The organism is Brevundimonas sp. (assembly GCF_046295595.1).
Lineage (GTDB): Bacteria > Pseudomonadota > Alphaproteobacteria > Caulobacterales > Caulobacteraceae > Brevundimonas.
Map to the genome: position 1 here is coordinate 169,245 of NZ_JBKBMX010000003.1, position 20,974 is coordinate 190,218.

Annotated in this window: 26 protein-coding genes; 10 read left to right on the plus strand and 16 right to left on the minus strand. The window is 69.4% G+C overall.

The genetic code is table 11. The features are described 5' to 3' along the window. Positions 1-103 precede the first annotated feature (103 nt). From ACK4JY_RS03285 to ACK4JY_RS03295, 3 genes are all read left to right on the plus strand, one after another. Positions 104-1,213, plus strand: a complete 1,110-nt coding sequence (locus ACK4JY_RS03285; protein WP_409602784.1) for a DUF2336 domain-containing protein — start codon at positions 104-106, stop codon at positions 1,211-1,213. Positions 1,214-1,259: 46 nt separating this feature from the next. Then, positions 1,260-2,033, plus strand: a complete 774-nt coding sequence (locus tag ACK4JY_RS03290; protein ID WP_409602786.1) for an NAD kinase — start codon at positions 1,260-1,262, stop codon at positions 2,031-2,033. Positions 2,034-2,097: 64 nt separating this feature from the next. After that, a complete protein-coding gene (locus ACK4JY_RS03295; RefSeq protein WP_409602787.1) occupies positions 2,098-2,574 on the plus strand; it encodes an Hpt domain-containing protein in 477 nt (158 codons plus the stop codon). Between the two features lie 57 nt (positions 2,575-2,631). Here ACK4JY_RS03295 and ACK4JY_RS03300 read toward each other — a convergent pair whose 3' ends face one another. Next, positions 2,632-3,774 (minus strand): DUF2336 domain-containing protein, encoded by a 1,143-nt coding sequence (locus ACK4JY_RS03300; protein ID WP_409602789.1) that lies wholly within the window; start codon positions 3,772-3,774, stop codon positions 2,632-2,634. Between the two features lie 82 nt (positions 3,775-3,856). Next, positions 3,857-4,654, minus strand: coding sequence for a transglycosylase SLT domain-containing protein (locus ACK4JY_RS03305; RefSeq protein WP_409602898.1), 798 nt, complete (start codon positions 4,652-4,654; stop codon positions 3,857-3,859). A gap of 191 nt (positions 4,655-4,845) precedes the next feature. Here ACK4JY_RS03305 and ACK4JY_RS03310 point away from each other — a divergent pair, with 191 nt between their 5' ends. Continuing rightward, entirely contained in the window at positions 4,846-5,574 is a 729-nt protein-coding gene (locus ACK4JY_RS03310) for a TonB family protein (protein WP_409602791.1), read from the plus strand. Here the strand turns inward: ACK4JY_RS03310 and ACK4JY_RS03315 are convergent. Further along, positions 5,555-6,577 (minus strand): NAD(P)/FAD-dependent oxidoreductase, encoded by a 1,023-nt coding sequence (locus ACK4JY_RS03315; protein WP_409602793.1) that lies wholly within the window; start codon positions 6,575-6,577, stop codon positions 5,555-5,557. The two genes, ACK4JY_RS03310 and ACK4JY_RS03315, sit on opposite strands and share 20 nt — an antisense overlap. A gap of 39 nt (positions 6,578-6,616) precedes the next feature. After that, positions 6,617-8,464, minus strand: a complete 1,848-nt coding sequence (locus ACK4JY_RS03320; protein WP_409602794.1) for a phosphoenolpyruvate carboxykinase (GTP) — start codon at positions 8,462-8,464, stop codon at positions 6,617-6,619. A 207-nt stretch (positions 8,465-8,671) separates the two neighbouring features. On the opposite strand from ACK4JY_RS03320, the gene ACK4JY_RS03325 reads away from it, so the two are divergent. Continuing rightward, the gene (locus ACK4JY_RS03325; protein ID WP_409602796.1) at positions 8,672-9,307 is read left to right on the plus strand and encodes a DUF938 domain-containing protein; all 636 of its coding nucleotides are present in this window, start codon (positions 8,672-8,674) and stop codon (positions 9,305-9,307) included. Continuing rightward, positions 9,304-10,077, plus strand: a complete 774-nt coding sequence (locus ACK4JY_RS03330) for a pseudouridine synthase (protein ID WP_409602798.1) — start codon at positions 9,304-9,306, stop codon at positions 10,075-10,077. Before ACK4JY_RS03325 ends, ACK4JY_RS03330 begins: the two co-directional genes overlap by 4 nt. 162 nt (positions 10,078-10,239) lie before the next feature. Here ACK4JY_RS03330 and ACK4JY_RS03335 read toward each other — a convergent pair whose 3' ends face one another. Both ACK4JY_RS03335 and ACK4JY_RS03340 read right to left on the minus strand, forming a co-directional pair. After that, entirely contained in the window at positions 10,240-10,764 is a 525-nt protein-coding gene (locus ACK4JY_RS03335; protein ID WP_409602799.1) for a dihydrofolate reductase family protein, read from the minus strand. Positions 10,765-10,805: 41 nt separating this feature from the next. Continuing rightward, on the minus strand, positions 10,806-11,456 hold the full coding sequence (locus tag ACK4JY_RS03340; protein WP_409602801.1) for a glutathione S-transferase family protein: 651 nt from the start codon (positions 11,454-11,456) through the stop codon (positions 10,806-10,808). A gap of 50 nt (positions 11,457-11,506) precedes the next feature. Between ACK4JY_RS03340 and ACK4JY_RS03345 the strand changes: the two genes are divergently transcribed. Continuing rightward, complete coding sequence (locus tag ACK4JY_RS03345) at positions 11,507-11,941, plus strand: MarR family winged helix-turn-helix transcriptional regulator (protein ID WP_409602803.1); 435 nt, start codon at positions 11,507-11,509, stop codon at positions 11,939-11,941. A gap of 215 nt (positions 11,942-12,156) precedes the next feature. Here ACK4JY_RS03345 and ACK4JY_RS03350 read toward each other — a convergent pair whose 3' ends face one another. Next, complete coding sequence (locus tag ACK4JY_RS03350; RefSeq protein ID WP_409602805.1) at positions 12,157-12,912, minus strand: MauE/DoxX family redox-associated membrane protein; 756 nt, start codon at positions 12,910-12,912, stop codon at positions 12,157-12,159. 70 nt (positions 12,913-12,982) lie between these two features. On the opposite strand from ACK4JY_RS03350, the gene ACK4JY_RS03355 reads away from it, so the two are divergent. Continuing rightward, complete coding sequence (locus ACK4JY_RS03355; protein WP_409602807.1) at positions 12,983-13,399, plus strand: MerR family transcriptional regulator; 417 nt, start codon at positions 12,983-12,985, stop codon at positions 13,397-13,399. Positions 13,400-13,444: 45 nt separating this feature from the next. On the opposite strand, the gene ACK4JY_RS03360 is transcribed toward ACK4JY_RS03355, so the two are convergent. The 8 genes from ACK4JY_RS03360 to ACK4JY_RS03395 all read right to left on the minus strand — a co-directional run bounded on the left by ACK4JY_RS03360 (position 13,445) and on the right by ACK4JY_RS03395 (position 19,047). Next, positions 13,445-13,957, minus strand: coding sequence for a hypothetical protein (locus ACK4JY_RS03360; RefSeq protein WP_409602809.1), 513 nt, complete (start codon positions 13,955-13,957; stop codon positions 13,445-13,447). A gap of 180 nt (positions 13,958-14,137) precedes the next feature. Continuing rightward, positions 14,138-14,926, minus strand: coding sequence for a hypothetical protein (locus ACK4JY_RS03365; RefSeq protein ID WP_409602811.1), 789 nt, complete (start codon positions 14,924-14,926; stop codon positions 14,138-14,140). A gap of 80 nt (positions 14,927-15,006) precedes the next feature. After that, a complete protein-coding gene (locus tag ACK4JY_RS03370; RefSeq protein WP_409602813.1) occupies positions 15,007-15,159 on the minus strand; it encodes a hypothetical protein in 153 nt (50 codons plus the stop codon). A gap of 174 nt (positions 15,160-15,333) precedes the next feature. Further along, a complete protein-coding gene (locus tag ACK4JY_RS03375; RefSeq protein ID WP_409602815.1) occupies positions 15,334-16,146 on the minus strand; it encodes a hypothetical protein in 813 nt (270 codons plus the stop codon). 23 nt (positions 16,147-16,169) lie between these two features. After that, a complete protein-coding gene (locus ACK4JY_RS03380; RefSeq protein WP_409602817.1) occupies positions 16,170-17,702 on the minus strand; it encodes an acyl-CoA carboxylase subunit beta in 1,533 nt (510 codons plus the stop codon). A 55-nt stretch (positions 17,703-17,757) separates the two neighbouring features. After that, entirely contained in the window at positions 17,758-18,084 is a 327-nt protein-coding gene (locus ACK4JY_RS03385) for a winged helix-turn-helix domain-containing protein (protein ID WP_409602819.1), read from the minus strand. After that, positions 18,081-18,527: a hypothetical protein gene (locus tag ACK4JY_RS03390; protein WP_409602821.1), complete on the minus strand. Its 447-nt coding sequence runs from the start codon at positions 18,525-18,527 to the stop codon at positions 18,081-18,083. Before ACK4JY_RS03390 ends, ACK4JY_RS03385 begins: the two co-directional genes overlap by 4 nt. Before the next feature lie 76 nt (positions 18,528-18,603). Next, the gene (locus ACK4JY_RS03395; RefSeq protein WP_409602823.1) at positions 18,604-19,047 is read right to left on the minus strand and encodes a MarR family winged helix-turn-helix transcriptional regulator; all 444 of its coding nucleotides are present in this window, start codon (positions 19,045-19,047) and stop codon (positions 18,604-18,606) included. Positions 19,048-19,099: 52 nt separating this feature from the next. Here ACK4JY_RS03395 and ACK4JY_RS03400 point away from each other — a divergent pair, with 52 nt between their 5' ends. Beyond that, positions 19,100-19,675, plus strand: coding sequence for a DUF998 domain-containing protein (locus ACK4JY_RS03400; protein WP_409602825.1), 576 nt, complete (start codon positions 19,100-19,102; stop codon positions 19,673-19,675). Here ACK4JY_RS03400 and ACK4JY_RS03405 read toward each other — a convergent pair. After that, positions 19,659-20,420: an ATP12 family chaperone protein gene (locus ACK4JY_RS03405; RefSeq protein ID WP_409602827.1), complete on the minus strand. Its 762-nt coding sequence runs from the start codon at positions 20,418-20,420 to the stop codon at positions 19,659-19,661. The genes ACK4JY_RS03400 and ACK4JY_RS03405 overlap by 17 nt on opposite strands. A 176-nt stretch (positions 20,421-20,596) precedes the next feature. On the opposite strand from ACK4JY_RS03405, the gene ACK4JY_RS03410 reads away from it, so the two are divergent. Further along, a complete protein-coding gene (locus ACK4JY_RS03410; protein ID WP_409602829.1) occupies positions 20,597-20,974 on the plus strand; it encodes a YidH family protein in 378 nt (125 codons plus the stop codon).

Consider the following 20,974-nt stretch of genomic DNA (forward strand, 5'->3'; position numbering starts at 1 on the left):
GCCGCACGGGGGCGACGTCAAGATTCAGCTTCCGTTAACCCTGCCTTAGCGCGCCCGCGGCTAAGCTGGAATGAGCCGAATCGTCGGCGCGCCGGAGACGCCCTTGACCGTCGCTCAGTTCCGCTCCCCCGCCATGGCCTCGCCGCCGGCCTATCCGGAGCTGCTCGCCCTCGCCCGCAACCCCAGCCCGGACTCACGCGAGCGTCTGCTGCTCGGGGTGGTGGCGCTCTGCGATGCGCGGCCGCCGACCGGCGAGCTGTCGCCAGTGCTGGGCGAGATTTTCCTGACCCTGGCGCGACAGGCGGAGCGCGATGTCCGCAAGATCCTGGCCGAGCGTCTGGCGCAGGCCGACTGGGCCCCGCCTGCCCTGATCAATGTCCTCGCGCTCGACGAAATCGAAATCGCCCGTCCCGTGCTGGCCGCCAGCCCGATCCTTCAGGACGACGACCTTCTGAGGGTCCTCGTCGAGGCGACCCTGGAGCACCAGATCGAAGTCGCCCGACGTCCCCACATCGGCGGCCGGGTCGCCGACGCCATTATCGAGCGCGGGGAGCCCGCGACCCTGACAGCGCTGGCGTTCAACCGCACGGCCGAAATCAGCGTGGACGGCGTTCGAAGGCTGGTCGAGCAATCACGCCGGGTCGCGGCGCTGCGGGGGCCGCTGATCCGTCATCCCCGGCTGACCGCGCAACTGGCGGAGCAGATGTACGAATGGGTCGGCGAAGCCTTGCGCCAGTCGATCTGCGCCCGCTTTCCGGTCGATGGACGCAGGCTGGCTGCGGTGGTCCACCGGGCGGTCAATGACGCCCGCCAGGCCGCCATGTCTCCCCCGCCTCCGCCCGATGACCCGGACCGGGACGAGATGGAGCGACGCCTCGTCGCCAAGCTTCAGGCCGCGGGCCAGCTGCGCGCCGGCTATCTGATCCGGGCTGTCAGGGAGCGTCGCCTGGGACTGTTCGTCCACGCCCTTGCGACACTCGGCGGATTCAGTGTCGCCGGCGTTCGCGAGGCCATGTCGGCCGCCAGCCCGGAGCCCCTCTTTTACGCCTGTGCTTCGGTCGGCGTCGACCGCGCGGTCTTTCCCGCCCTTCTGGTCGAGATTCGCCTGCTCAATAACGGCTCGCCGGGCGACGCGGGAGAGAGGGTCTGGTTGAGAGGTACGATCTCCACAGCCTCCGCGGCCCGCTCGTTCCGGGCCTTGATCAAGAGCTGACCACGGGTCGTTTGACTTAACCGGCCCGCTCGGCTTTGCGTAGGGCGTGACACAGCCTGACCTTCGCATCGCGTTCGCCGCTTCAGATCGCCCGGAAGCGATGGTTGCGCGTGATCGCCTGATGCACCTGTACGGATCGGCGGAGCCGGAGACGGCGGACGTCATCGTCGCCCTGGGCGGCGACGGCTTCATGCTGGAGACCCTGCATGCCAACCTGCAGCGGCGCACGCCCGTGTTTGGCATGAACCGCGGCTCCGTTGGCTTCCTGATGAACGATTACAGCGAGGACGGGCTGCGCGAGCGGCTCGTCACGGCGGGCCGGACCGTCATCCACCCGCTGCAGATGGACGCCCTGACGGCCGGGGGGGAGGCGCGAAGCGGGCTGGCGATCAATGAAGTGTCGCTGCTGCGACAGACCCGCCAGAGCGCCAAGCTGCGCATCACCGTGGATGACCGGGTCCGGATGGAAGAGCTGTCCTGCGATGGGTGCCTGGTGGCCACGGCGGCGGGGTCGACGGCCTATAATCTGTCGGCGCACGGGCCGATCATTCCGCTGGATGCGCGGGTTCTGGCGCTCACGCCCATAAGCGCCTTCCGCCCGCGGCGCTGGCGCGGCGCCCTGCTGCCGCACACGGCGCGGGTCCGTTTCGAGGTGCTCGAGCCCGACAAGCGGCCGGTCAGCGCAACCGCCGACAGCTTCGAGGTGCGCGAGGTCGCCCGCGTCGAGGTCCGCGAGCGCCGCGATCTGGCCCTTACCATGCTGTTCGACGCAGGCCGTTCGTTCGAGGAGCGCGTGCTGGCGGAACAGTTCACCTCCTGAGAGCGTGCACCGGTTCTTAAGCCATGTCACCGATGATGGAGCCGTTCGTCTACAGGAGCTTGCCGTGAGCAATTCCGCCCAGGTCATCCGCCCGCCCAATACGCTGCGTCTCAAGGTCGGCGGCGGCTTCGGCGGTATCGACGCCAGTGCGATCGCCAAGGCTGAAGAAGCCCTGAAGGCGATGTCGTCACAGTTCGGCCAGTGGCTGCAGGATGAAATCGTCAAGCTGGACAAGGCCCAGAGCGATATCCGCGCCCAGGGCTATAACGCCCAGACGGCCGAGGCCCTGTATTTCCGAGCTCATGATCTGAAGGGGCTGGGCGCCACCTATCAATATCCTCTGGTGACCCGGGTGGCCGGATCCCTGTGCCGGATGATGGACGACCCGGCCAAACGCATGGCGGCTCCGGTAGCCCTCATCGACGCCCATATCGACGCCATCAAGGCCGTGGTCCGCGACCAGATCCAGACCGACGAGCACCCGGTCGGGCGGGCCCTGGCCGAAAGCCTGGAAGCCGGGGTCGCCGACCACCTGAAATAGGGAAACGGCCCGAAGCCATCTGACGCCCGCCTGGTCGGCGGGCGTTGGCAATTCGGATCAGGCGGCCGCGACGATCGACGGCCGCGCGGGCGCGGGCTCCTGATCCAGCCGCTCCACCAGATAGGCAAGGTCTTCGCGCGGGGCGTTCGGCCGGTGCGTCAGGAACCGCTGCAGCATCTGATGGCGGAAGTCGTCGCCCGAGGTGTCCGCCCCCTCGGCCTGCAGCGAGCGCCAGGTGTCGACCCCGGCGCGGAAGGCCTGAAACAGGCGCGGCGGCAGGCCGGCCCGATCATAGATGGCCTTGAGCCCCAGCGGCCCGGCGTCGTGGATCATCAGCCAGGCGCGCGGATGCGGCGTGCCGGCCAACTCGGCCAGCCCGTATTCGAACAGCGCCATCTGTCCCCGCGCCAGGGCGCGCAGCAACAGGGAGCCGTTCAGCGCCCGGCGGGCGTTGAGGCCGGCGACGAAGGCGGCCAGATCGGCGTGGTTCGAGGCCTGATCGACCAGATCGACGGTCGCCCGCTCACGGGCGAAAGCGGACAGGCGGATGGCCGTCTCCGGAGCCACGGCGTGTCGTGTGACCAGATGCTCGCGCACGGCGTCCGACGCCAGTTCGACCAGCCGCTGGCTCACTGACAGCGGCAGCACCTGCCGGTAGGCGATGGCCGCCACGATCTCGGGCGAGGTCCCGAAGCGGTCGACGCAGCGGCCGAGGGCGGCCTCGGCGATGTCGGCGTTGTCGTTCGCGGCCAACGTCCTGACCGCCAGCTCGCAGCCGGTTTCGGCGAGGGCCGCGGCCACGTCACGGCCGACGACCGGCCGGCCGGCGACGGCGACCTGACGCAGGGCCGAACCCGCCCGAACGATCTCGATCAGATCCTCGTCGGAGAAGGCCGGAGAGAAGTTGATCAGCGGCAGGGCCACGCTGTCCACGTCCGCCGCCAGCAGGCGGGCCACATCGCGGGGAATCAGGTCGGAGGACTTCAGCGTCACCGCCATGGCGCGACGGACCAGTTCGGCCGCGTCGTTGGCCAGCAGCCGGAGGATCTTCTGCGCCGCCTCGCGATCCTCGCCTGAGAGCTCCGCCTTTTCCATGTTGCGGCACAGCTTATGGGCGGCGGCGGCGCGCTCATCGTCGTCCGAGGCCTTCACGAGGCGCCGGATATCGGTTTCGGTCAGTCGGGCGCGGTAGGCGGTCATGGTCAGGCGCTCTGTTCAGGCTTCACCGCGCAGCATTGAACGGTCATCCCTAACGGGTCGTTTACCATGACCGGATTCGCCGTCAGGTGCGCGAGCCGCCTTCAGGCGAAAAGGCCCCGCCGAAGCCGCCGCCCTTGCCCTCGCCGTCCTGACCCAGCAGCAGGGCAAGCAGGCTTTGATCCTGCTTGAGTCTATCCAGCCGGGCGGCCAGCATCTGGTCGCGCTCGGACAGCGGCGGCGCCGCGGGGGCGGATCCCGCCGAGGCGGCCGGAGCGCCCTCGCCCGCCGACCGCTGCAGATTGGCGTGCACCTCCGCCACCGTCGCCGGACGTCCGCTGCGGAAGAAGATCGAGCGGTTGGCCGAGGCGGCTTCCGGGAAGATCGCGGCCGCGCTGGAGCCGGGGCGACGCTCCATCGCCTCCATCAGCTTGGCGGCGCCCGCCGGACCGAGGAAGTGGGCGGCGTAAAGATCGCCGGCGCCGGGCTCGCGTCCCGTGCGGCCTCTCAGATAGGCGGCGTTGGAAGCCGTCAGCTCGGCCGCCATGGTCGAGGCGGCCTGGGCGTCGAACCGCAGGTCCAGCACGACGTTTCGCGCCGAGCCGTCGACCCGCCAGCGCCCGTCTGAGCCGCGATGGATCAGGTCGGCGTACTGGCCGTAGCCATGCTTGGCCCCATGGGTCTTCACCGTGCCCAGCCACGTCTGTTCGATGAACTGGAACAGGCCGGCCGCCGAGGAGGTGCGGGCGCGGGCCGACGGGTCCATGGCGCTTTCGCGCCGGGCCGTCTTGATCAGAAATTCGGCGTCCACGCCGGTCGCGTTTGAGGCGCGCCGGATGGCCGCCTCAACTCCGCCCGCCGAAGGAATCGCTCCGATGCTCATACCGATCACGCTGCGGCCTCGTGGTTAACCAAACCCTAATATCCGGCAGGCCGTCCACAGAGCCTTAACCTTTGCCGCCCGCCCCCCCGGTGACCGTTTCATGGCGAAGCTCGCCGCAAACTTGCCCCAAGGGAAGCGCTCAACTTGGCCGTGGGACGCTGCGGGGGCGGTGAACGACAGGGATGACGGCCATGATGATCACGACCGCGGGCGGCCCCGGACTGGTGAGCCCCTTCGACTACAACGAGCGCAGGACACCGCGCTTTTCCCGCACCACCTGGATCGCGGTGGCGATCGTCAGCGCCGGCCACATCGGCCTCGGGGCGGCGCTCTATTACCAGCGGTTCGAGCTGGCGCCGCCGGTCGAGGTGGAGGCGCCGCCGCCCACCATCGTCGAACTGGTCAGGAAACCGAAGCCGCCCGAGCCGCTGCCGACGCCGGAGCGGCCGCAGCCGCCGAACACCAGGGTCAACGAACTGCCAGCGGCCCCGGCGACGCCGGACGTCGTGGCCGTGGTCCAGGGCGAGACGGTCGCGATCGGCGCGACCATCACCGTGGCCGAAAAGTCTCCGGCTCCGGTCGTGGACGCCGCGCCGGCCCCGACGCCGCCCTCGCCGCCGGCCGTGATCACCCATCCGAGCTGGCTGCGCCAGCCGTCGGGGGCGCAGCTGATGCGCGCCTATCCCGATCGCGCCCTGAATGCCGACATCGGCGGCCGCGCGACGCTGAACTGCCTCGTCCAGCCGAACGGCCGGGTCGCCGACTGCAATCTGACCGGAGAGACACCCGGCGGCTACGGCTTCGGGAGCGCGGCCCAGAGCCTGAGCCGACATTTCCAGATCAACCCGCGCACCGTCGACGGCGCCGCCGTCGGTTCGCGGGTCAACATCGGCATCCGCTTCACGCCGCCGGCGAACTGAAGCGGAGCGGATCGAGGGCGGCGGCGTCCGGACCGGGCGCCCTGCCCTCGATCCCGTCGGCCACGATCCCGGCGACCATCGGCCCCAGCAGCCAGCCATTGCGGAGGGGGGCGAGGGCCAGATGCAGGCCCGGCTCGCCGGAGACGCCGGCCAGCGGCAGCCCGTCGGCGGTTCCGCCCCGAATGCCGACCCGCGGTTCGCCCGGCGTGCCGACGAGGCCGGACAGCGCCTCGGCGGCCGCGACCTGACGGTAGGAAACCTCGATGTCGGGCTCAAGGTCGCGCCGTCCACCCTCCATGGTCGCGCCGGCGACCCAGCCGGTCGGCGTGGGGACGACATAGAGGCCGGGCGCGCGCACGGTGTGAGCCGGGCCCCTGCCGGCGACCGGCGTCAGCTGGCCGCGGAACGGTTCGATAGCGGCGACCGGGCCGGCGATCCGGTCTGGCAGGCCGGGCACCGGCGGCGCCGCGCCGGTGGCGAGCACGATGGTGGACGGGAACCAGGCCCGGCCATCGGCGGCTTCGACCCGCCAGCGGCCGGCGGTCGCCGCGACGCGGGCCACCGTCGCACGGGCCGCGGTCACGCCGGCGACGCGCGACAGCGCCAGCAGGGCCGGACCGACCTCGACCCGCCAGTCATCCGGGGTGAAAAGGCCGCCCGGAACCGGGCGGGCCGAGAATCCGGAGGCCGTCAGCCGGGCGATGGCGGCGCCGGCGTCCGGGTCGCGCCATTCGGCGCCGTCCTGGTGCAGGGTCAGGCCGTGGCGCGTGGCGAACTCAGGCCACAGATCGCGCGCCCGCGTCAGCAGCGCCACACGCTCCGGTCCGGCCTTGTCCGAAAGACACTCCAGCGCCGGGGCCAGCATGCCGGCGGCGACGGAGGAGGCATTGGCGCCGCCGGGATCGATCACGGTGACGGCGTGCCCCCGGCTGGCCAGCTCGGCGGCGGTGCACAGGCCGAGCACGCCGGCGCCGATCACGATCACATCGGGGGAAGAAGTCACACCCGATCAGATCGACCGCCCCGGCCCGGAATGCAAGCTCTACTCGGCGGCGAGGGCGGCGGCGCGGCTCGCTGCAACGCGGCGGATCAGGGCGGCGTGCTGGTCCCACAGGGCCGTCGGGAGGCGGTCGCCGAAGGTCCGGTAGAAGTCGGGGATCAGGGCCGCCTCCTCGGCCCAGACGGCGGCGTCGACATCGAGCAGGGTCGAGAGGTCGGCCGCGGACAGGTCGAGCCCGGAGAGGTCGAGGGCCTCGCGGGTCGGGACGCGGCCGACCGGCGTTTCGACGGCGTCGGCCTCGCCCTCGAGGCGTTCGGCGATCCACTTCAGCACGCGGACATTGTCGCCGAAGCCGGGCCAGACGAACTTTCCGTCGTCGTTCTTGCGGAACCAGTTGACGAAGTAGAGGCGCGGCAGCTTCGACGCGTCCGTCCGGTCCTTCATCGACAGCCAGTGGGCGAAATAGTCGCCCATGTTGTAGCCGCAGAAGGGCAGCATGGCGAAGGGATCGCGGCGCAGCTCGCCGACCTTGTTCTCGGCCGCGGCGGTGCCTTCGGAAGCGACCGACGAGCCCATGAAGACGCCGTGCTCCCAATCGAAGGCCTCGGTCACCAGCGGCACGGCGGAGGCGCGACGGCCGCCGAACAGGATGGCGTCGATCGGCACGCCCCTGGGGTCCTCCCACTCGGGGGCGATGGTCGGGCACTGGTGGGCGGGGGCGGCGAAGCGCGCGTTCGGATGGGCGGCGGGTTCGCCCGAGGCCGGATCGTGCGGCTGGCCCTTCCAGTTGGTCAGATCCTCGGGGGCTTCCTTCGTCAGGCCTTCCCACCAGACGTCGCCATCGGCGGTCAGGGCGGTGTTGGTGAAGACGGTGTTCGTCGCCATCGTGGCGAGGGCGTTCTGGTTGGTGTTGCGGCTGGTCCCCGGGGCGACGCCGAAGAAGCCGGCTTCCGGATTGACGGCGTACAGGCGGCCGTCCTCACCGATGCGCATCCAGGCGATGTCGTCGCCGATGGTCTCGGCCTTCCAGCCCGGCAGCGTCGGCTGCAGCATGGCGAGGTTGGTCTTGCCGCAGGCCGAGGGGAAGGCGGCGGCGATGTATTTGGCTCGGCCCTCCGGATCGGTCAGCTTGAGGATCAGCATGTGCTCGGCCAGCCAGCCTTCATCGCGGGCCATGATCGAGGCGATGCGCAGGGCGTAACATTTCTTGCCCAGCAGGGCGTTGCCGCCATAGCCCGAGCCGTAGGACCAGATCTCGCGCGTCTCGGGGAAGTGGACGATCCATTTCTCGGCGTTGCACGGCCACGGCACATCGGCCTCGCCCTCGGCCAAGGGAGCGCCGAGGGTGTGGATGGCGGGGACGAAGACGCCGTCCTCGCCCATCAGGTCCAGCACCGGCTGGCCCATGCGGGTCATGATGCCCATCGAGACGGCGACATAGCCGCTGTCGGTGATCTCGACGCCGAGGGCGCTGAGCTCCGAGCCCAGCGGGCCCATGGAGAAGGGCACGACGTACATGGTGCGGCCGGCCATGCAGCCGTCGAACAGGCCGTTCAGGCGTTGGCGCATCTCGACCGGATCGGCCCAGTTGTTGGTCGGGCCGGCGTCGGCCTTGTCAGCCGGGCAGAGGAAGGTGCGGCTCTCGACGCGGGCGACGTCCTTCGGGTCCGAGGCGGCATGGTAGCAGCCGGGACGCTTGGTCTGATCCAGTTCGCGCAGCGTGCCCTTGCCGATCAGGTCGGCGACGATGGCGGCCTTCTCGGCTTCCGAGCCGTCGCACCAGTGGACGCGGGCGGGCTTCGTCAGCGCGGCGATCTGTTCGACCCAGGCGACCAGGCCGGCGTGTCGGGTCGGGGCCGGGCTGAGGCCCGGGATGGCGGATACGGTCACGCGAACTCTCCTGAACGTCTGCCCGGCGATCTGACGCCGCCGTGGCGCTCCCTTTGCGTGAGATCACGCAATGTTTCAGCCGGAATGACATCGAAGCGAGCGCGAGGTCAACCGGCGCACGTTTCAACCTCCCGCGAGCGGCGGCGCATGGTCCGCCGTGCATAATTCCGGTCGCGGCGCGGGGCGGAGCGGGGTATCGGGACCGCCATGCAGACGATGGATCCGATGACGGCGACTCCCGAAGGCGCCCTCGCCTCGCCCGCCGTGGCGCGGAACCGGGAGCCGATCCTGAGCGTGCTGCGGGCGCATCTGCCGGCGCGGGGACGGGTGCTGGAGATCGCGGCCGGGTCGGGCGAACACGCCGTGGGCTTCGCCGGGGCCCTGCCGTCGCTGGAGTGGACGCCGAGCGATCCCTCGCCGGGAGCGCGGGCCAGCATCGCGGCCTGGGCCGGGGTGGCGGGCCTGGCCAATCTGAAGCCGGCGCTGGCGCTGGACGTTCTGGACGAGGCGAGCTGGCCGGACGGGCCCTTCGCGGCGGTGGTCTGCATCAACATGATCCATATCAGTCCGTGGGCGGCGACGGAGGGGCTGATGCGGCTGGCCGGGCGGGTGTTGCCGGCCGGCGGGCTGCTGGCGACCTATGGGCCGTATCGGGAGGCGGAGGCGGCGCTGGCGCCGTCCAATGCGGCCTTCGACGAGAGCCTGAGAGGGCGTGACCCGGCCTGGGGGCTGCGCGACCGCGACGAAGTGGCGGCGGCGGCCAAGGCCGAAGGGCTGGCGTTGACCCGGCGGGTCGAGATGCCGGCGAACAATCTGATGCTTCTGTTCCGGCGGACCCGATGAGCCTTTCCAAGACCTATGACGGCGACGAGTCGGTGCGGCTGAACAAATTCATGGGCCAGTCGGGCATCTGCTCGCGGCGGGAGGCCGATGCGCTGATCGCCGAGGGGCTGGTCTCGGTCGATGGCGAGGTGGTCACGGACGCGGGGCGTAAGCTGGCGCCGGGACAGACGCTGACGCTGAACGAGCGGGCCACGGCGGCGCTGGCGGAGGGCGTGACCATCGTCCTGCACAAGCCGCTGGGCTTCGTCTCGGGCCAGCCGGAGCCGGACAAGATCCCGGCGGTGCGGCTGCTGACCGAGGCCAACCGGATCGGCGAGGGCCCGGTTCCGGCGGCCGACGCCTCCCTGCCGCCGATCGGGCGGCTGGACGAGGATTCGCGGGGCCTGCTGCTGCTGTCGTCGGACGGGGTGGTGGCCAAGGCGGTGATCGGGCCGGAGTCGGATCTGGACAAGGAGTATCTGGTCCGGGTGGCCGGCGACGTGACCGAGAAGAAGCTGAAGATCCTGCGTCACGGCCTGATGCTGGACGGGCGGCAGCTGCGGCCGGCCTATGTCAGCCGGATGGAGTCCTTCCGGCTGAAATTCATCCTGCGCGAGGGGCGCAACCGGCAGATCCGGCGGATGTGCGAGATGGTCGATCTGGAGGTCATCGACCTGATCCGGGTGCGGATCGGACCGCTGAAGCTGGACAATCTGCCCGAGGGCCGGTGGCGGATGCTGACGGCCGAGGAACGGGCGGCCCTGGTCGGCATTCCGGTTTTACCCGGGTAAAACACTGGAAACACCGTCCAGATAGTCCACACCGTCCGGTTCGTCCTGCGGGGCGCGCCAGCACAGCCCGCTCCCCATCTCCGCCTCTGTTCAGTTTTCAAAGACCCGAGGGCGGATCGTAGCAGGTCGGTGCGTCAAAAGCGGTCGTGTCGCCGCGTGCCCTCATACCGGCACATAGGTCAGTTCTATCGCCTCGCCGCCGATACGGCGGTGGGAGACAAGGCGAAGCGGCGGCCGGGGGCCGGCGAAGAAGGGATCGCCGCCGCCCAGCACGACGGGGTGCAGGCACAGGCGGTATTCGTCGATCAGGCCGGTCAGGGCGTGCGCCAGCATCGGCCCGCCGACGTAGAGATCGCCCTCGAGCTCCTGCTTAAGACGGCGCACCACCGCCTCAACGTCATCAGAAACGAGGGTGGCGTTGGGACCGACCGAGGTCAGGGTGCGCGACACGACCCATTTGGGTTCGGCGCGCCAGGCCGCGGCGAACTCGCGCAGGTCCGGGGTCCAGGCCGGGTCGTCCTGCTCCCAGTAGCGCATGATCTCGTACAGGCGGCGGCCGTAGATGCTGCCGGCCGAACCGCGCACCTGGTCGATGAAGTGGCGGAAGAGGACGGGGTCGGGTGCGAATTTCTCGTGATCGACGTAGCCGTCGAGGGAGACGTTCATGCCAAAGACAAGTCGCGCCATGCCGCGATCTCCGTTCCGGGGTTGCTGTGTCGGCGGCCGGTTCAGGCCGGGGCGTGTTCGCGGAACGGCTTCAGCTGGTCCGCGAGAGCCCGTTTGAAGGCCGGCCGGGCTTCGGCGCGGGCGACATAGTCGGCGAGGGCGGGGAAGTCGGGGACGATGTCGGTATGGCGCAGGTCGCGCAGCACATGGGTCATCAGGATGTCGGCGGCGCTGAAACGGTCGTTGGCGAACCACCGGTTCTCCCCCAGCGCCGTCTGCAGCTCGGCGAGCCGCTTGCGCAGGAAGGCTTCGACCTCGGGCCGGCGCGCCTTGGCCCAGGCCTTGTCGGCGTTGAACAGGTCGATGCCGGCCAGTTCGGCGACGAAGGGCTCGACGCTGTTCATGGCGGCGAACAGCCAGGTCGTGACCATGGCGCGACCGGCGTCGTCGGCGGGCATCAGGGCGTCGGAGTTCTGGGCGATCCACAGGACGATGGCGCCGCTTTCGAACATTTCGACCTTGCCGTCGCGATAGGCCGGGACCTGGCCGAACGGCTGCAGGGCGCGATAGGCCGGCGTCGCCTGGTCCTCGAACCCGATCAGATGGTCGTCATAGCCAAGACCCGCCTCTTCCAGCGCCCAGCGCACGCGGATGTCGCGGACCGAGCCCTGGGCGAAGGGCGGCACCCATTTGAAGGCGGTGACCTGGATCATGGCGACGCTCCGGCGTTGACGATCAGGTTGATATCAACATATATTGAGCCATGTCAAACGCCGGCTTCGCGACCACCCTGCACATCCGCGATCAATGTCTGTGCCTGCACGCCCAGCGGGCGGCGCGGGCCCTGTCGCGGCGCTTTGACCTGGCCTTCCGGCCGCTGGGGATCACCAGCGGGCAGTTCTCGCTGCTCAACGCCATGAACCGGCCGGCGCCGCCCACGATCGGCGCCATCGCCCAGGTGCTGGCCATGGACCGTTCGACGGTGACGGCCAATCTGAAACCGCTGGAGCGGATCGGGGCGGTGACGGTGACGGTCGATCCGGACGACCGCCGCGGGCGGCGGGCGGCGTTGACCGACGCGGGGCGCGATTTGCTGGCGAGGGCGACGCCGGTGTGGGTGGCGGAGCATGCGGCGGTCGAGGCCGAGCTGCCGGGCGAGGCGGAGGCGCTGCGGGCGGGGTTGCGGGGGGTGGCGTAGGCCCCGCCGCTATCGTCATCCCGGGCGAACCCTCGCGAAAGCGAGGGGGAGACCCGGGACCCAGCGGCGCGCGCGAGCGCGAAACTGTCAGGAGCGCGGACGCGTGGAGCCTTCCACATCCGGTGTTTCGCCGCCGTCGCGGCGCCGCTGGGTCCCGGATCGCGCCGCTGCGCGGCTTGTCCGGGATGACGACAGCAGTGGAGGCAGGACGACGATCAGTGGGCGAACGTCAGCATCCACACCGCCATGCCGACCATCATCAGATTCTCGGTCAGGGAGACGAAGCCGAGCGGCACATTGGATGAGCCGCCGACGCAGGCGCATTTCAGCTCGCGCCTGTCGACATAGACGGCCTTGAACACCGAGACCGCGCCGATGCCGCCGATGAACAGGGCGACAGGCGCGGACAGCCAGGTCAGGGCCCCGGCCAGCATCAGCACGCCGGCGCCCAGCTCGGCGAAGGGATAGATGTAGCCGTAGGGCACCCAGCGCCGGGCCAGCAGGTCGTAGTTGAGGAACATGGTCGAGAATTTCTCGACGTCCTGCAGCTTGAGCATGGCCAGCAGACACATGGCCACCGCGATGAAATTGGGCAGAACCATCGCGGTGACGGACCGCATCGACAGCCAGTCGACGGCCAAGGCGATCAGGGCGGCGACGGCGAAGACGGCCAACACCGGGACGTAGCTGGTCGCGCCAGGCTCGGCGACCTTCTGGCCGAAGAAGCGGCGCAGGTCGTCGTAACCGCCGATGCGGACGCCGTCGATGAAGGTCTGGGGCGTGGTCGGAACGTCGTGCAGCGCCTTGAAGGCGTCGGTCTCGGCCCGCGTCGTCAGGTGATGATCCTCGATCCGATAGCCCTTGCGGCGCAGCAGCCAGCGGGCCTTCTGGCCCGAGGGACAGAGGTGGTCGGGCATGACCATGCGGTGGAGGACGGCGGTCTTTTGCGGCGCGGCGGTCTGGGCGGACATGGGGGATCTCCTGTTGCCGATAACGGTCCGCCCCCTATGTGGGGTCCGTACCATGGTCCGGAGTCAAGCGATGTCCCCTGCCCTTTCGAACATGACCATCGCCCGGCTGGCCGAGGCCGGCGGGGTGGGGGTGGAGACGGTGCGCTATTACCAGCGGCGCGGCCTGTTGCCGACGCCGCCGCGGCCGGACGGATCGGGCTCGGGCGGCGGGGTCCGGCGCTATGGGGCGGAGGATGCGCGGCGGCTGCGCTTCATCCGCTCGGCCCAGGCGGCGGGGTTCACCCTGGAGCAGATCAGCGAGCTGCTGGCGCTGGACGCGGGCGAGGATCGCGGGCGGGCCCTGGCCCTGGCCCAGGCGCGGCTGGGCGAGCTGGACGCGCGGATCGCCGAGCTGGAGGCGGCGCGGGCGGCGTTGCGGCGGCTAGCCGGGGCGTGCGCGGGCGGCGGCAAGGGGCCGTGCCCGATCATCGCGGCCTTCGAGGCCTGAAACCGCCGGGCGCGAGGGTTCGCCCCCGCGCCCGGCGTCGGAGGCCTATTGCACCTGGGCGGCGGCGGCGGCGAGGGCGGCGGAGTCCGCCAGCGGTTCGACCGCGTCGGCGGTGATCAGCACGGCGGGCGCCTCGGCGAAATCGTTGGCCGGGCGGCCCAGCGCGCGCAGGGCGACGGCGACCCCGTCTCCGAAGGCGAACATCGCAATGCCCTTGGCGCCGGCGCGCACGATGACGGCGTCCAGCGCCTCGGCGGCGGCTTCGGTGTCGGCCGTGCCGGCCGGGACGACGAGGGCCTTCAGGGCGCCGCTGTCGATGTCGGAAGCCTCGGCGGTGGGCAGGACGCTGGTCCCGCCGACATTGAGGCCGCCGTCGCCGACGGACATCGGGGCCAGCGACAGGCCGCGGCCGCGCAGGATGGTCTCGGCGTCAGGCAGGTCGGCGAAATTCATGCCGCGACGCATGGCCAGGCCGATGCGGGCGCGGACGGGCGCGGGGCGGTAGCCGTAACCGGCGTTGGTGCGGGGGGCGAACGGGGCTTTGCGTTGTGCGTACAAGACGTCTCCTTCAGGGTTGTCGAACCTCCGGGACATCCACGCCGCCGAAACGGAAACGCCGCCTGCGCGGGGCGCGGGCGGGGCTGCGGGGTGGGTGTCAGGATGGGCGGAAGATGGGGGCTCGGGGGGTGGAGTTCAAGCGAGGCGGTAAGCCGTTACATCCCCGCAAGCATGGTTCCGTCAGCGCCCGGGCCGGAACCGCTTCAGCACCATCTCGGTCATCTTCTTGAATTCCGTCACGCTGTGGCGCGCCACTTCGGAGTCGGCGTGAAGGTCGGGCAGGACGGCGTTCGTCACCCGGAAATAGGTCGACACAGCCACCGCAGCGCTTTCCCAGACGATGTCGCCGGCTTCGAGGACTTTCGACAGTTTCGGCCAGCGCAGGACGTCGCGGATCGTGCGGCGAAAGCCGTCCTCCGTGCTGTCGTCAGAAACCGACCGTAGCCGCTCGCCAGCGGCCCGCTCGTAGTCACGGACCTCGCCTCTGAAGGCGAGAGCCTTGAAGCGGAGGGGGGCGCCGGTCAGCCCGGCCTCGGCGAGGTGCGGACGCATCTCGCTCCACCTGTTGTCGATCAGATCGATCGTGCGCTGCATGATCGGAGCGACGTCGTCACGCCACGAGGTCCGGGCCAGTTCGGCGAGAGGGGCGCTGCCGAACGCCTGTGGAGCCTCTTCCACCACGATCTCGATGTGGTCCTTCAGGCTGCGGAGCACATCCAGCAGCAGCGCCTTGTCCCCTTCATCTCCGGGCGCCGGCAGCTCCGCCGCATCCGCGCGAAGGTCGCCGTCCCGGAGACGTTCGGCCGCGGCGGCGTCGGCCGACTGCATGCTCAACCGCAGGGCCGCCTCGATGTCACGCGATTGGCGGGACCGGCCGAGCTCAAGGGCCTGAAAAGCCAGTCCGATAATCGCGACAACGAGCGCGCCGATGAGGCCGGCGAAGACGGTCGGCGATTCGATGACATCCATGAGCGGCCTCCCTCGCGGTCAGCCTAGCAAGATATCAGCGTTCTGCGAAGAGTGGAGCCTCCGCAGGCGGAGAACCCGGATCACAGGTGCGCGCCCACCCTCTTCTCCAGCAGAACCACCAGCTCCGGCTGCATGAAGGCGTAGTCGTCGGGGATGTCGAGGCAGATGACGCGCTTGCCCTTCAGATGCGGTTTGAAGCGGCGCTGGAGTTTGGCGCGGTGGGCGCGCTCCATGACGAAGATCAGGTCGGCCCAGTCGAGGTGGTCGGGCGTGACCGGCTCCTCCGCATCGGGCGCCAGGCCGGCGGAGGCGGTCTCGACGCCGGGGCGCGAGGCGAAGACGCGCTCGGCCGTGGGGGAGCGGAGGCGGTTGCGGGCGCAGAGGAAGAGGAGGTTGGTCAGGTAAATCTACTCAAAATCCTTGCTGCCTTCCTCACGCAGTTTGGCATCATGAGTATCGAAGAAGAATTCTGCCCCCAGCCGTGTCACCACGGCGAGGTGCATGGTGAAATTTCCGCCTTCGTACGGCCTCTTGATCTGAACTGGATAAGTGATCAGTCCCAAAGATGCGAGCGTATGAAGCCTGATGTCATCTTCCTCAAAAGCCGGATGAAGGACCCACTCATCATACTGACCCCCATCATGATCGTAGGAATGGAATCCCACATACGTTACAATCTGGCCTCGATCCTCCAACTCGGAAATGATTCTCTGGAGCGAGCTGGCTTCATCGCCAACCCGTATCAGAGGCGCGATTTCGTTCTCGATATCGATCATGCCCAGCATGTATTGCCGCTCAACAATCAGCCGAACGTGAGAAGCGCCGTGCCTAGGCCCGCGCATTAAAGCGTCGAACGCCTCTGCGTCTGCCGAAGAAAGCCGCCCTAGTATATCGATGAAATTCCGGGGCACTTGCTTGCCATCCGTTGAGGCGTTGGCAAGCAAGTTTGCCCATCGATCCATAAGCGAGTCGTCCGTCTCATCGGCGAGGGACGCTTCCTCAAGATACGGAATGAGGAAGTTGAGGGGCGGAGCCTTCAATCGAAGGTTATTCTGTTCGGCAATTTTGGCCGTGTCACCAATCGCGCGGAGCGCGGCCCTCGTCCGATAGACCCGGATTTGATCTCCGACAGCGCCCAGCGCTTCTGTTAGCGGCGACAAGGTATCTCTAAGGGCGTCAACGATAGTACGTGACGCATCAGCATCTACATCGATGTCCAAGTTCGCTTTGATCGGGGAATCTATCATAGCGGAATATTATCGTGCTTCTTCCACGGGTTGCTCTGCTGCTTGTTCTTCAGCGTCCGTAGCGCCCGGATGAGTCTCCGCCGCGTGCCATGCGGCATGATCACGTCGTCGATATAGCCGAGTCCCGCGGCCACGAACGGATTGGCGAAGCGTTCCTTGTACTCGGCCTCGCGCGCCGCCAGCGCTTCCGGGTCGCCGGCTTCCTTGCGGAAGATGATCTCGACCGCGCCCTTGGCCCCCATGACGGCGATCTCGGCCGAGGGCCAGGCGTAGTTGACGTCGCCGCGCAGGTGTTTGGAGCTCATCACGTCATAGGCGCCGCCATAGGCCTTGCGGGTGATGACGGTCAGCTTGGGCACCGTCGCCTCGGCATAGGCGAACAGCAGCTTGGCGCCGTGTTTGATCAGGCCGCCGTACTCCTGGCGCGTGCCGGGCATGAAGCCGGGCACGTCGACGAAGGTCACCAGCGGGATGTCGAAGGCGTCGCAGAAGCGGACGAAACGGGCGGCCTTGCGGCTGGAGTCGATGTCGAGGACGCCGGCCAGGACCTGGGGCTGGTTGGCGACGACGCCGACGGTCTGGCCGTCGAGGCGGCCGAAGCCGGTGACGATGTTCTTCGCGAAGTCGGGGGCGATCTCGAAGAATTCGGCCTCGTCGACCGTCTTCAGGATCAGCTCCTTGATGTCATAGGGCTGGTTCGGATTGGCCGGGACCAGGGTGTCGAGGCTGGCCTCGTCGCGCTCGGGGTCGTCGTAGGAGTCGCGGATCGGGGGCTTTTCGCGGTTGGACAGCGGCAGGAAACCGATCAGGCGGCGGACCTCGCTGAGGGCCTCCAGATCGTTCTCGAAGGCGCCGTCGGCGACGCCGGACTTGCCGGCGTGGACGCGGGCGCCGCCGAGGTCCTCATGTGTGACGACCTCGTTGGTGACCGTCTTCACCACATCGGGGCCGGTGACGTACATGTAGGAGGTGTCCTTCACCATGAAGATGAAGTCGGTGATGGCGGGGGAATAGACGTCGCCACCGGCGCAGGGGCCCATGATGACGCTGATCTGGGGGATGACGCCCGAGGCCAGGGTGTTCTGGAGGAAGATGTCGGCATAGCCGGCGAGGGATTCCACGCCTTCCTGGATGCGGGCGCCGCCGGCGTCGAACAGGCCGATGATCGGCGCGCCATTGGTCAGGGCCATGGTCTGGATCTTGACGATCTTGGCCGCGTGCGCGCCCGACAGAGAGCCGCCGAAGACGGTGAAATCCTTGGAGAAGACATAGACCAGACGGCCGCCGATCGTGCCGCGACCGGTGACGACGCCGTCGCCGGGGATGCGCTGGCTCTCCATGCCGAAGTCGTGCGAGCGGTGCTCCACGAACATGTCGGTCTCCTCGAACGAGCCCTCGTCCAGCAGCACGTCGATGCGTTCGCGGGCGGTCAGCTTGCCCTTGGCGTGCTGGCTGGCGATGCGGGTCTCGCCGCCGCCGAGTTTGGCGGCGGCGCGGCGGGCGTCAAGCTGGTCGAGGATGGTCTTCATGCGGCGTCTCCTTGAGCGCGAGGCTTAAGGAGACGCGCATGCGGTGGCAAGGCGGTCAGCCCGAGAAGCCCGGCCCCATCGGTTCGGGCGCGGTCATCGCCGCCAGCCGCTGCAGTTCGGCGACGTGGGCGGCGAAGGCCTTGCGGCCCGCGGCGGTGAGGCTGAGCCAGGTCCGCTGGCGGCCGTCGAAGGGGGCCTTGGTCAGGGCGACGTAGCCCGCCTCCTCCAGCTGTTTGATGTGTTTTGACAGGACCGAGTCCGACACGCCGATGCGGTCGCGGATCATGGCGAACTCGGCGTCGTCGACGCTCGAAAGGATGGCGCAGATCTGCAGCCGGCCGGGGGCGTGGATGACGGGGTCGAAGACGGGTACGGCGCTCATTGCGGCCCCTCGGCCAGCTCGCGCCGCCACACGACGTGCCACAGACGGCTGCCGGCGATGGCGGCCACGAAGCCGAGCGCGCCGGAGACGAGGAACAGCCAGTCGGGACCCGCGCCCTGGCCGCGCACCGACAGGAAGGCCAGGGCGAGGAACACCGCGCCAAGCCCGTAGGCGACCCAGCGCGCCTTTTTCGGCGAATAGCCGTTGACCCACCAGCCGAATTTCTTGCGCCACGCCGTCATCATCCAGACCAGACCGGCCATGGCGACGGGGATGACGGCGACCGGCCAGCGACCCGGCAGGCCCGGCCCCGCGACCAGAAGGGCGCAGACGGCGCCGTACAGGATGTCATAGCCGATCGGGTAGTCGGCGACCGAAGCCACGCCAGTGCGGGCCTCCTGAATGGCGGCCAGCGCTTCATGCGGGTTGGGGTCTTGCGTCATGGGAACCTCACTTTCTGATATGGAAAGTGACGGTGACTTTCCATGTTGTCAAGTGGCAAGTTTCCAGATTGGAAAGTTAATCAGCGCGCGTGGGGATGGCTTCGGCGAGCAGGCGTTCCAGCACGGCCAGCCCTTCCGCCAGCGCGGCCCGCTGATCGCCCGGAAGGGCCGACACGGCCGCCGCCAGCGGCGCGACGCGGCGGGCCTGCCCTTCCGCCAGAAGGGCTCGCCCCGCGTCCGTGGCCGTGAGCCAGGACACGCGGCGGTCAGCCGGGTCGGCCTCCCGGACGATCAGACCCAGTCCCTGCAGGTCGGCGGCCAGACGGGTGATGGTCGGGCGGCTGACCTCCTCGAAGGCGGCGAGGTCCGACATGCGCAGGCGCCCGGCGTGGACCACCACCGCGAGGGCGGACGCCTGCGGCCCGCTGAGCCGCGGCGACGGGTCGGCGGCGCGGAGCCACCGGGTCAGCCGGACGGCGGCGAGCGTCAGGCGGTCGGCGGTGCGCTCGGGTGCTGACATTGACGCCTTCCATTCGTTAGTTTACAAAACTAACTATCGGGGAGCCGCCGAGATGACAACCACTCTCACCGGACGACTGGGCCTGCTGACCGCCTTTGTGTTCACGGCTGCCCTGTTGGTGTTTGCGGCGCTCGACCCGGCCTATTCGCACGCGACCAAGGCGGTCAGCGAACTGGGGGCCGTGGGCGCCCCGAACCAGCTGGCATGGAACCTGATCGGCTTCATCGGCGTGGGCCTCGCGCTGGCCATGTTCGGCCGGGGGCTGGGCAAGGCGATCGGCGACCCGTGGACGGGCGGGCTGGTGGCCCTGTTCGGACTCGCCTTCGCGGCCACGGCGATCCCGGCTGACATGAACGACCTCGGCAGTCCGGGATCGGTCGCCCATATCGTCGCCTCGCAGGCGGTGCTGCTGTTCTGGGCCCTCACCCTGATCCGGCTACTGTTCGTCAGGCGGGCCGGAGCGGCGCTGCGCTGGATTGCGGCGGCGGGGCTGGCGCTGGCCGTGGGGGCGGTCGTGGTGCGCGGGCTCGAGGTCCTGCCGCCCGGATTCAGTCAGCGGCTGTCGTTCGCTGTTGTGTTCGGATGGGTCGCTGCGACGTCCCTGGCCCTGCTCAGGCGAGCGCCCTGAACCACCGGTCCAGCAGCACGGCCTCGGCGCGGCGGGCGGCGGTTCGCTCCGCGGCCTCGGCGTCGACGCCCCACTGGCGTTCCTGGAAGGCCTCGTCGAGACGGCTGAGTTCGAAGGCGGCCTCGCCCCCGAGCCGGCCGCGTTGCAGGGCGAAGGCGAGGACGGCCGAGCCCAGCAGGGGCGTGGCCATGGCGAGGCCGGTCAGGGCGAAGTCGTCGAGCCGCAAGGCCAGCTCGCGCACCCGGGCGATGGCGGCCGGGTCCTGGGCCCGGTGGCAAATGCCCTCGGCCGGCTCGAGCACCACGCCCAACTCCAGCGCCGCCCAGTCGCGCCACGGCGTCCAGTCGCGCGCCTGTTCGACCGCGAGCGAGGTCGGGTGGTCGGCGAGGTAGCAGAGCAGGTCTGAGCCGGAGAAGGCGGCGATCTCGTCAGCAACGGGCTCGCGGGCCTGGCTGACGCGGTCGATGGCGGTCGAAGCCAGGCGGGTGGCCGGCATGGTCGCCGGGTCGATGAACTCGCCCTGGGCGGCCCATTCGTCGGCGACGAGGCGGGCGGCGGCCTCGGTCGGCAGGGCCAGCGGGGCATGGGCGGGGGTCTTGGGCGTTCGGCCGTCGAGGGTGACCGACCAGCCGCCGTCGCCTTGCCGGACGTCGACGGCCTTCCAGAAGCGTTTCAGCCGCTCCTCGGACTCGCGGAAGCCCTTGCGGGCGGCGACATTGGGATCGAGGGGCGGGATGTGGCTCATGGCGGGGGCTATAGCGCGACGGGGCCTCGCCCTCCACTACCCTTGGGGTGGTCCGGTCGTCCGATCGTCTCCGACGATCGTTCCTCCACCCCCTGTGGGGGAGGAATGCGGAACGCGCGGCGGCGCGCGGGGGTTAGTCGGCCGAACGGCAACCTCACAGGACGACGACCACGCGCATGGAAGACCGGGGCGACAACCGCAGGGAGCTGGCCGAGAACCGCACCGATCTGGCCGAGGATCGCACGGTCATGGCCAATGAGCGGACCTTCGCCGGCTGGGCGCGTACGGCGATGGCGGCGATCGGCATCGGCCTGGCGTTCAACGCCCTGTTCAACGCCATGGAGCCGGCCTGGGCGCCCAAGGCCATCGCCACGGTGTTCATCCTGCTGGCCATCTTTCTGGTGGTCATGGCCGAGCGGCGGGCCTGCGCCGTCTCGGCGCGGCTGGACACCCATGCGGGCAAGGATCTGTCGAAGATGAATCTCCGCGTCATCGCCATCGCCATCGGCTTCGGCGCGGTCTGCCTGATCGCGGGGATCTGGCTGCTGGTCTGA

Bases quoted from the DNA above. Each gene is read 5' to 3' on its own strand.
- ACK4JY_RS03300 (WP_409602789.1), bottom strand. From the start codon at position 3,774: ATGACCGCCTACCGCGCCCGACTGACCGAAACCGATATCCGGCGCCTC.
- ACK4JY_RS03305 (WP_409602898.1), bottom strand. From the start codon at position 4,654: ATGAGCATCGGAGCGATTCCTTCGGCGGGCGGAGTTGAGGCGGCCATC.
- ACK4JY_RS03310 (WP_409602791.1), top strand. From the start codon at position 4,846: ATGATGATCACGACCGCGGGCGGCCCCGGACTGGTGAGCCCCTTCGAC.
- ACK4JY_RS03325 (WP_409602796.1), top strand. From the start codon at position 8,672: ATGCAGACGATGGATCCGATGACGGCGACTCCCGAAGGCGCCCTCGCC.
- ACK4JY_RS03330 (WP_409602798.1), top strand. From the start codon at position 9,304: ATGAGCCTTTCCAAGACCTATGACGGCGACGAGTCGGTGCGGCTGAAC.
- ACK4JY_RS03335 (WP_409602799.1), bottom strand. From the start codon at position 10,764: ATGGCGCGACTTGTCTTTGGCATGAACGTCTCCCTCGACGGCTACGTC.
- ACK4JY_RS03340 (WP_409602801.1), bottom strand. From the start codon at position 11,456: ATGATCCAGGTCACCGCCTTCAAATGGGTGCCGCCCTTCGCCCAGGGC.
- ACK4JY_RS03345 (WP_409602803.1), top strand. From the start codon at position 11,507: ATGTCAAACGCCGGCTTCGCGACCACCCTGCACATCCGCGATCAATGT.
- ACK4JY_RS03350 (WP_409602805.1), bottom strand. From the start codon at position 12,912: ATGTCCGCCCAGACCGCCGCGCCGCAAAAGACCGCCGTCCTCCACCGC.
- ACK4JY_RS03355 (WP_409602807.1), top strand. From the start codon at position 12,983: ATGTCCCCTGCCCTTTCGAACATGACCATCGCCCGGCTGGCCGAGGCC.
- ACK4JY_RS03365 (WP_409602811.1), bottom strand. From the start codon at position 14,926: ATGGATGTCATCGAATCGCCGACCGTCTTCGCCGGCCTCATCGGCGCG.
- ACK4JY_RS03370 (WP_409602813.1), bottom strand. From the start codon at position 15,159: ATGGAGCGCGCCCACCGCGCCAAACTCCAGCGCCGCTTCAAACCGCAT.
- ACK4JY_RS03380 (WP_409602817.1), bottom strand. From the start codon at position 17,702: ATGAAGACCATCCTCGACCAGCTTGACGCCCGCCGCGCCGCCGCCAAA.
- ACK4JY_RS03385 (WP_409602819.1), bottom strand. From the start codon at position 18,084: ATGAGCGCCGTACCCGTCTTCGACCCCGTCATCCACGCCCCCGGCCGG.
- ACK4JY_RS03390 (WP_409602821.1), bottom strand. From the start codon at position 18,527: ATGACGCAAGACCCCAACCCGCATGAAGCGCTGGCCGCCATTCAGGAG.
- ACK4JY_RS03395 (WP_409602823.1), bottom strand. From the start codon at position 19,047: ATGTCAGCACCCGAGCGCACCGCCGACCGCCTGACGCTCGCCGCCGTC.
- ACK4JY_RS03400 (WP_409602825.1), top strand. From the start codon at position 19,100: ATGACAACCACTCTCACCGGACGACTGGGCCTGCTGACCGCCTTTGTG.
- ACK4JY_RS03405 (WP_409602827.1), bottom strand. From the start codon at position 20,420: ATGAGCCACATCCCGCCCCTCGATCCCAATGTCGCCGCCCGCAAGGGC.
- ACK4JY_RS03410 (WP_409602829.1), top strand. From the start codon at position 20,597: ATGGAAGACCGGGGCGACAACCGCAGGGAGCTGGCCGAGAACCGCACC.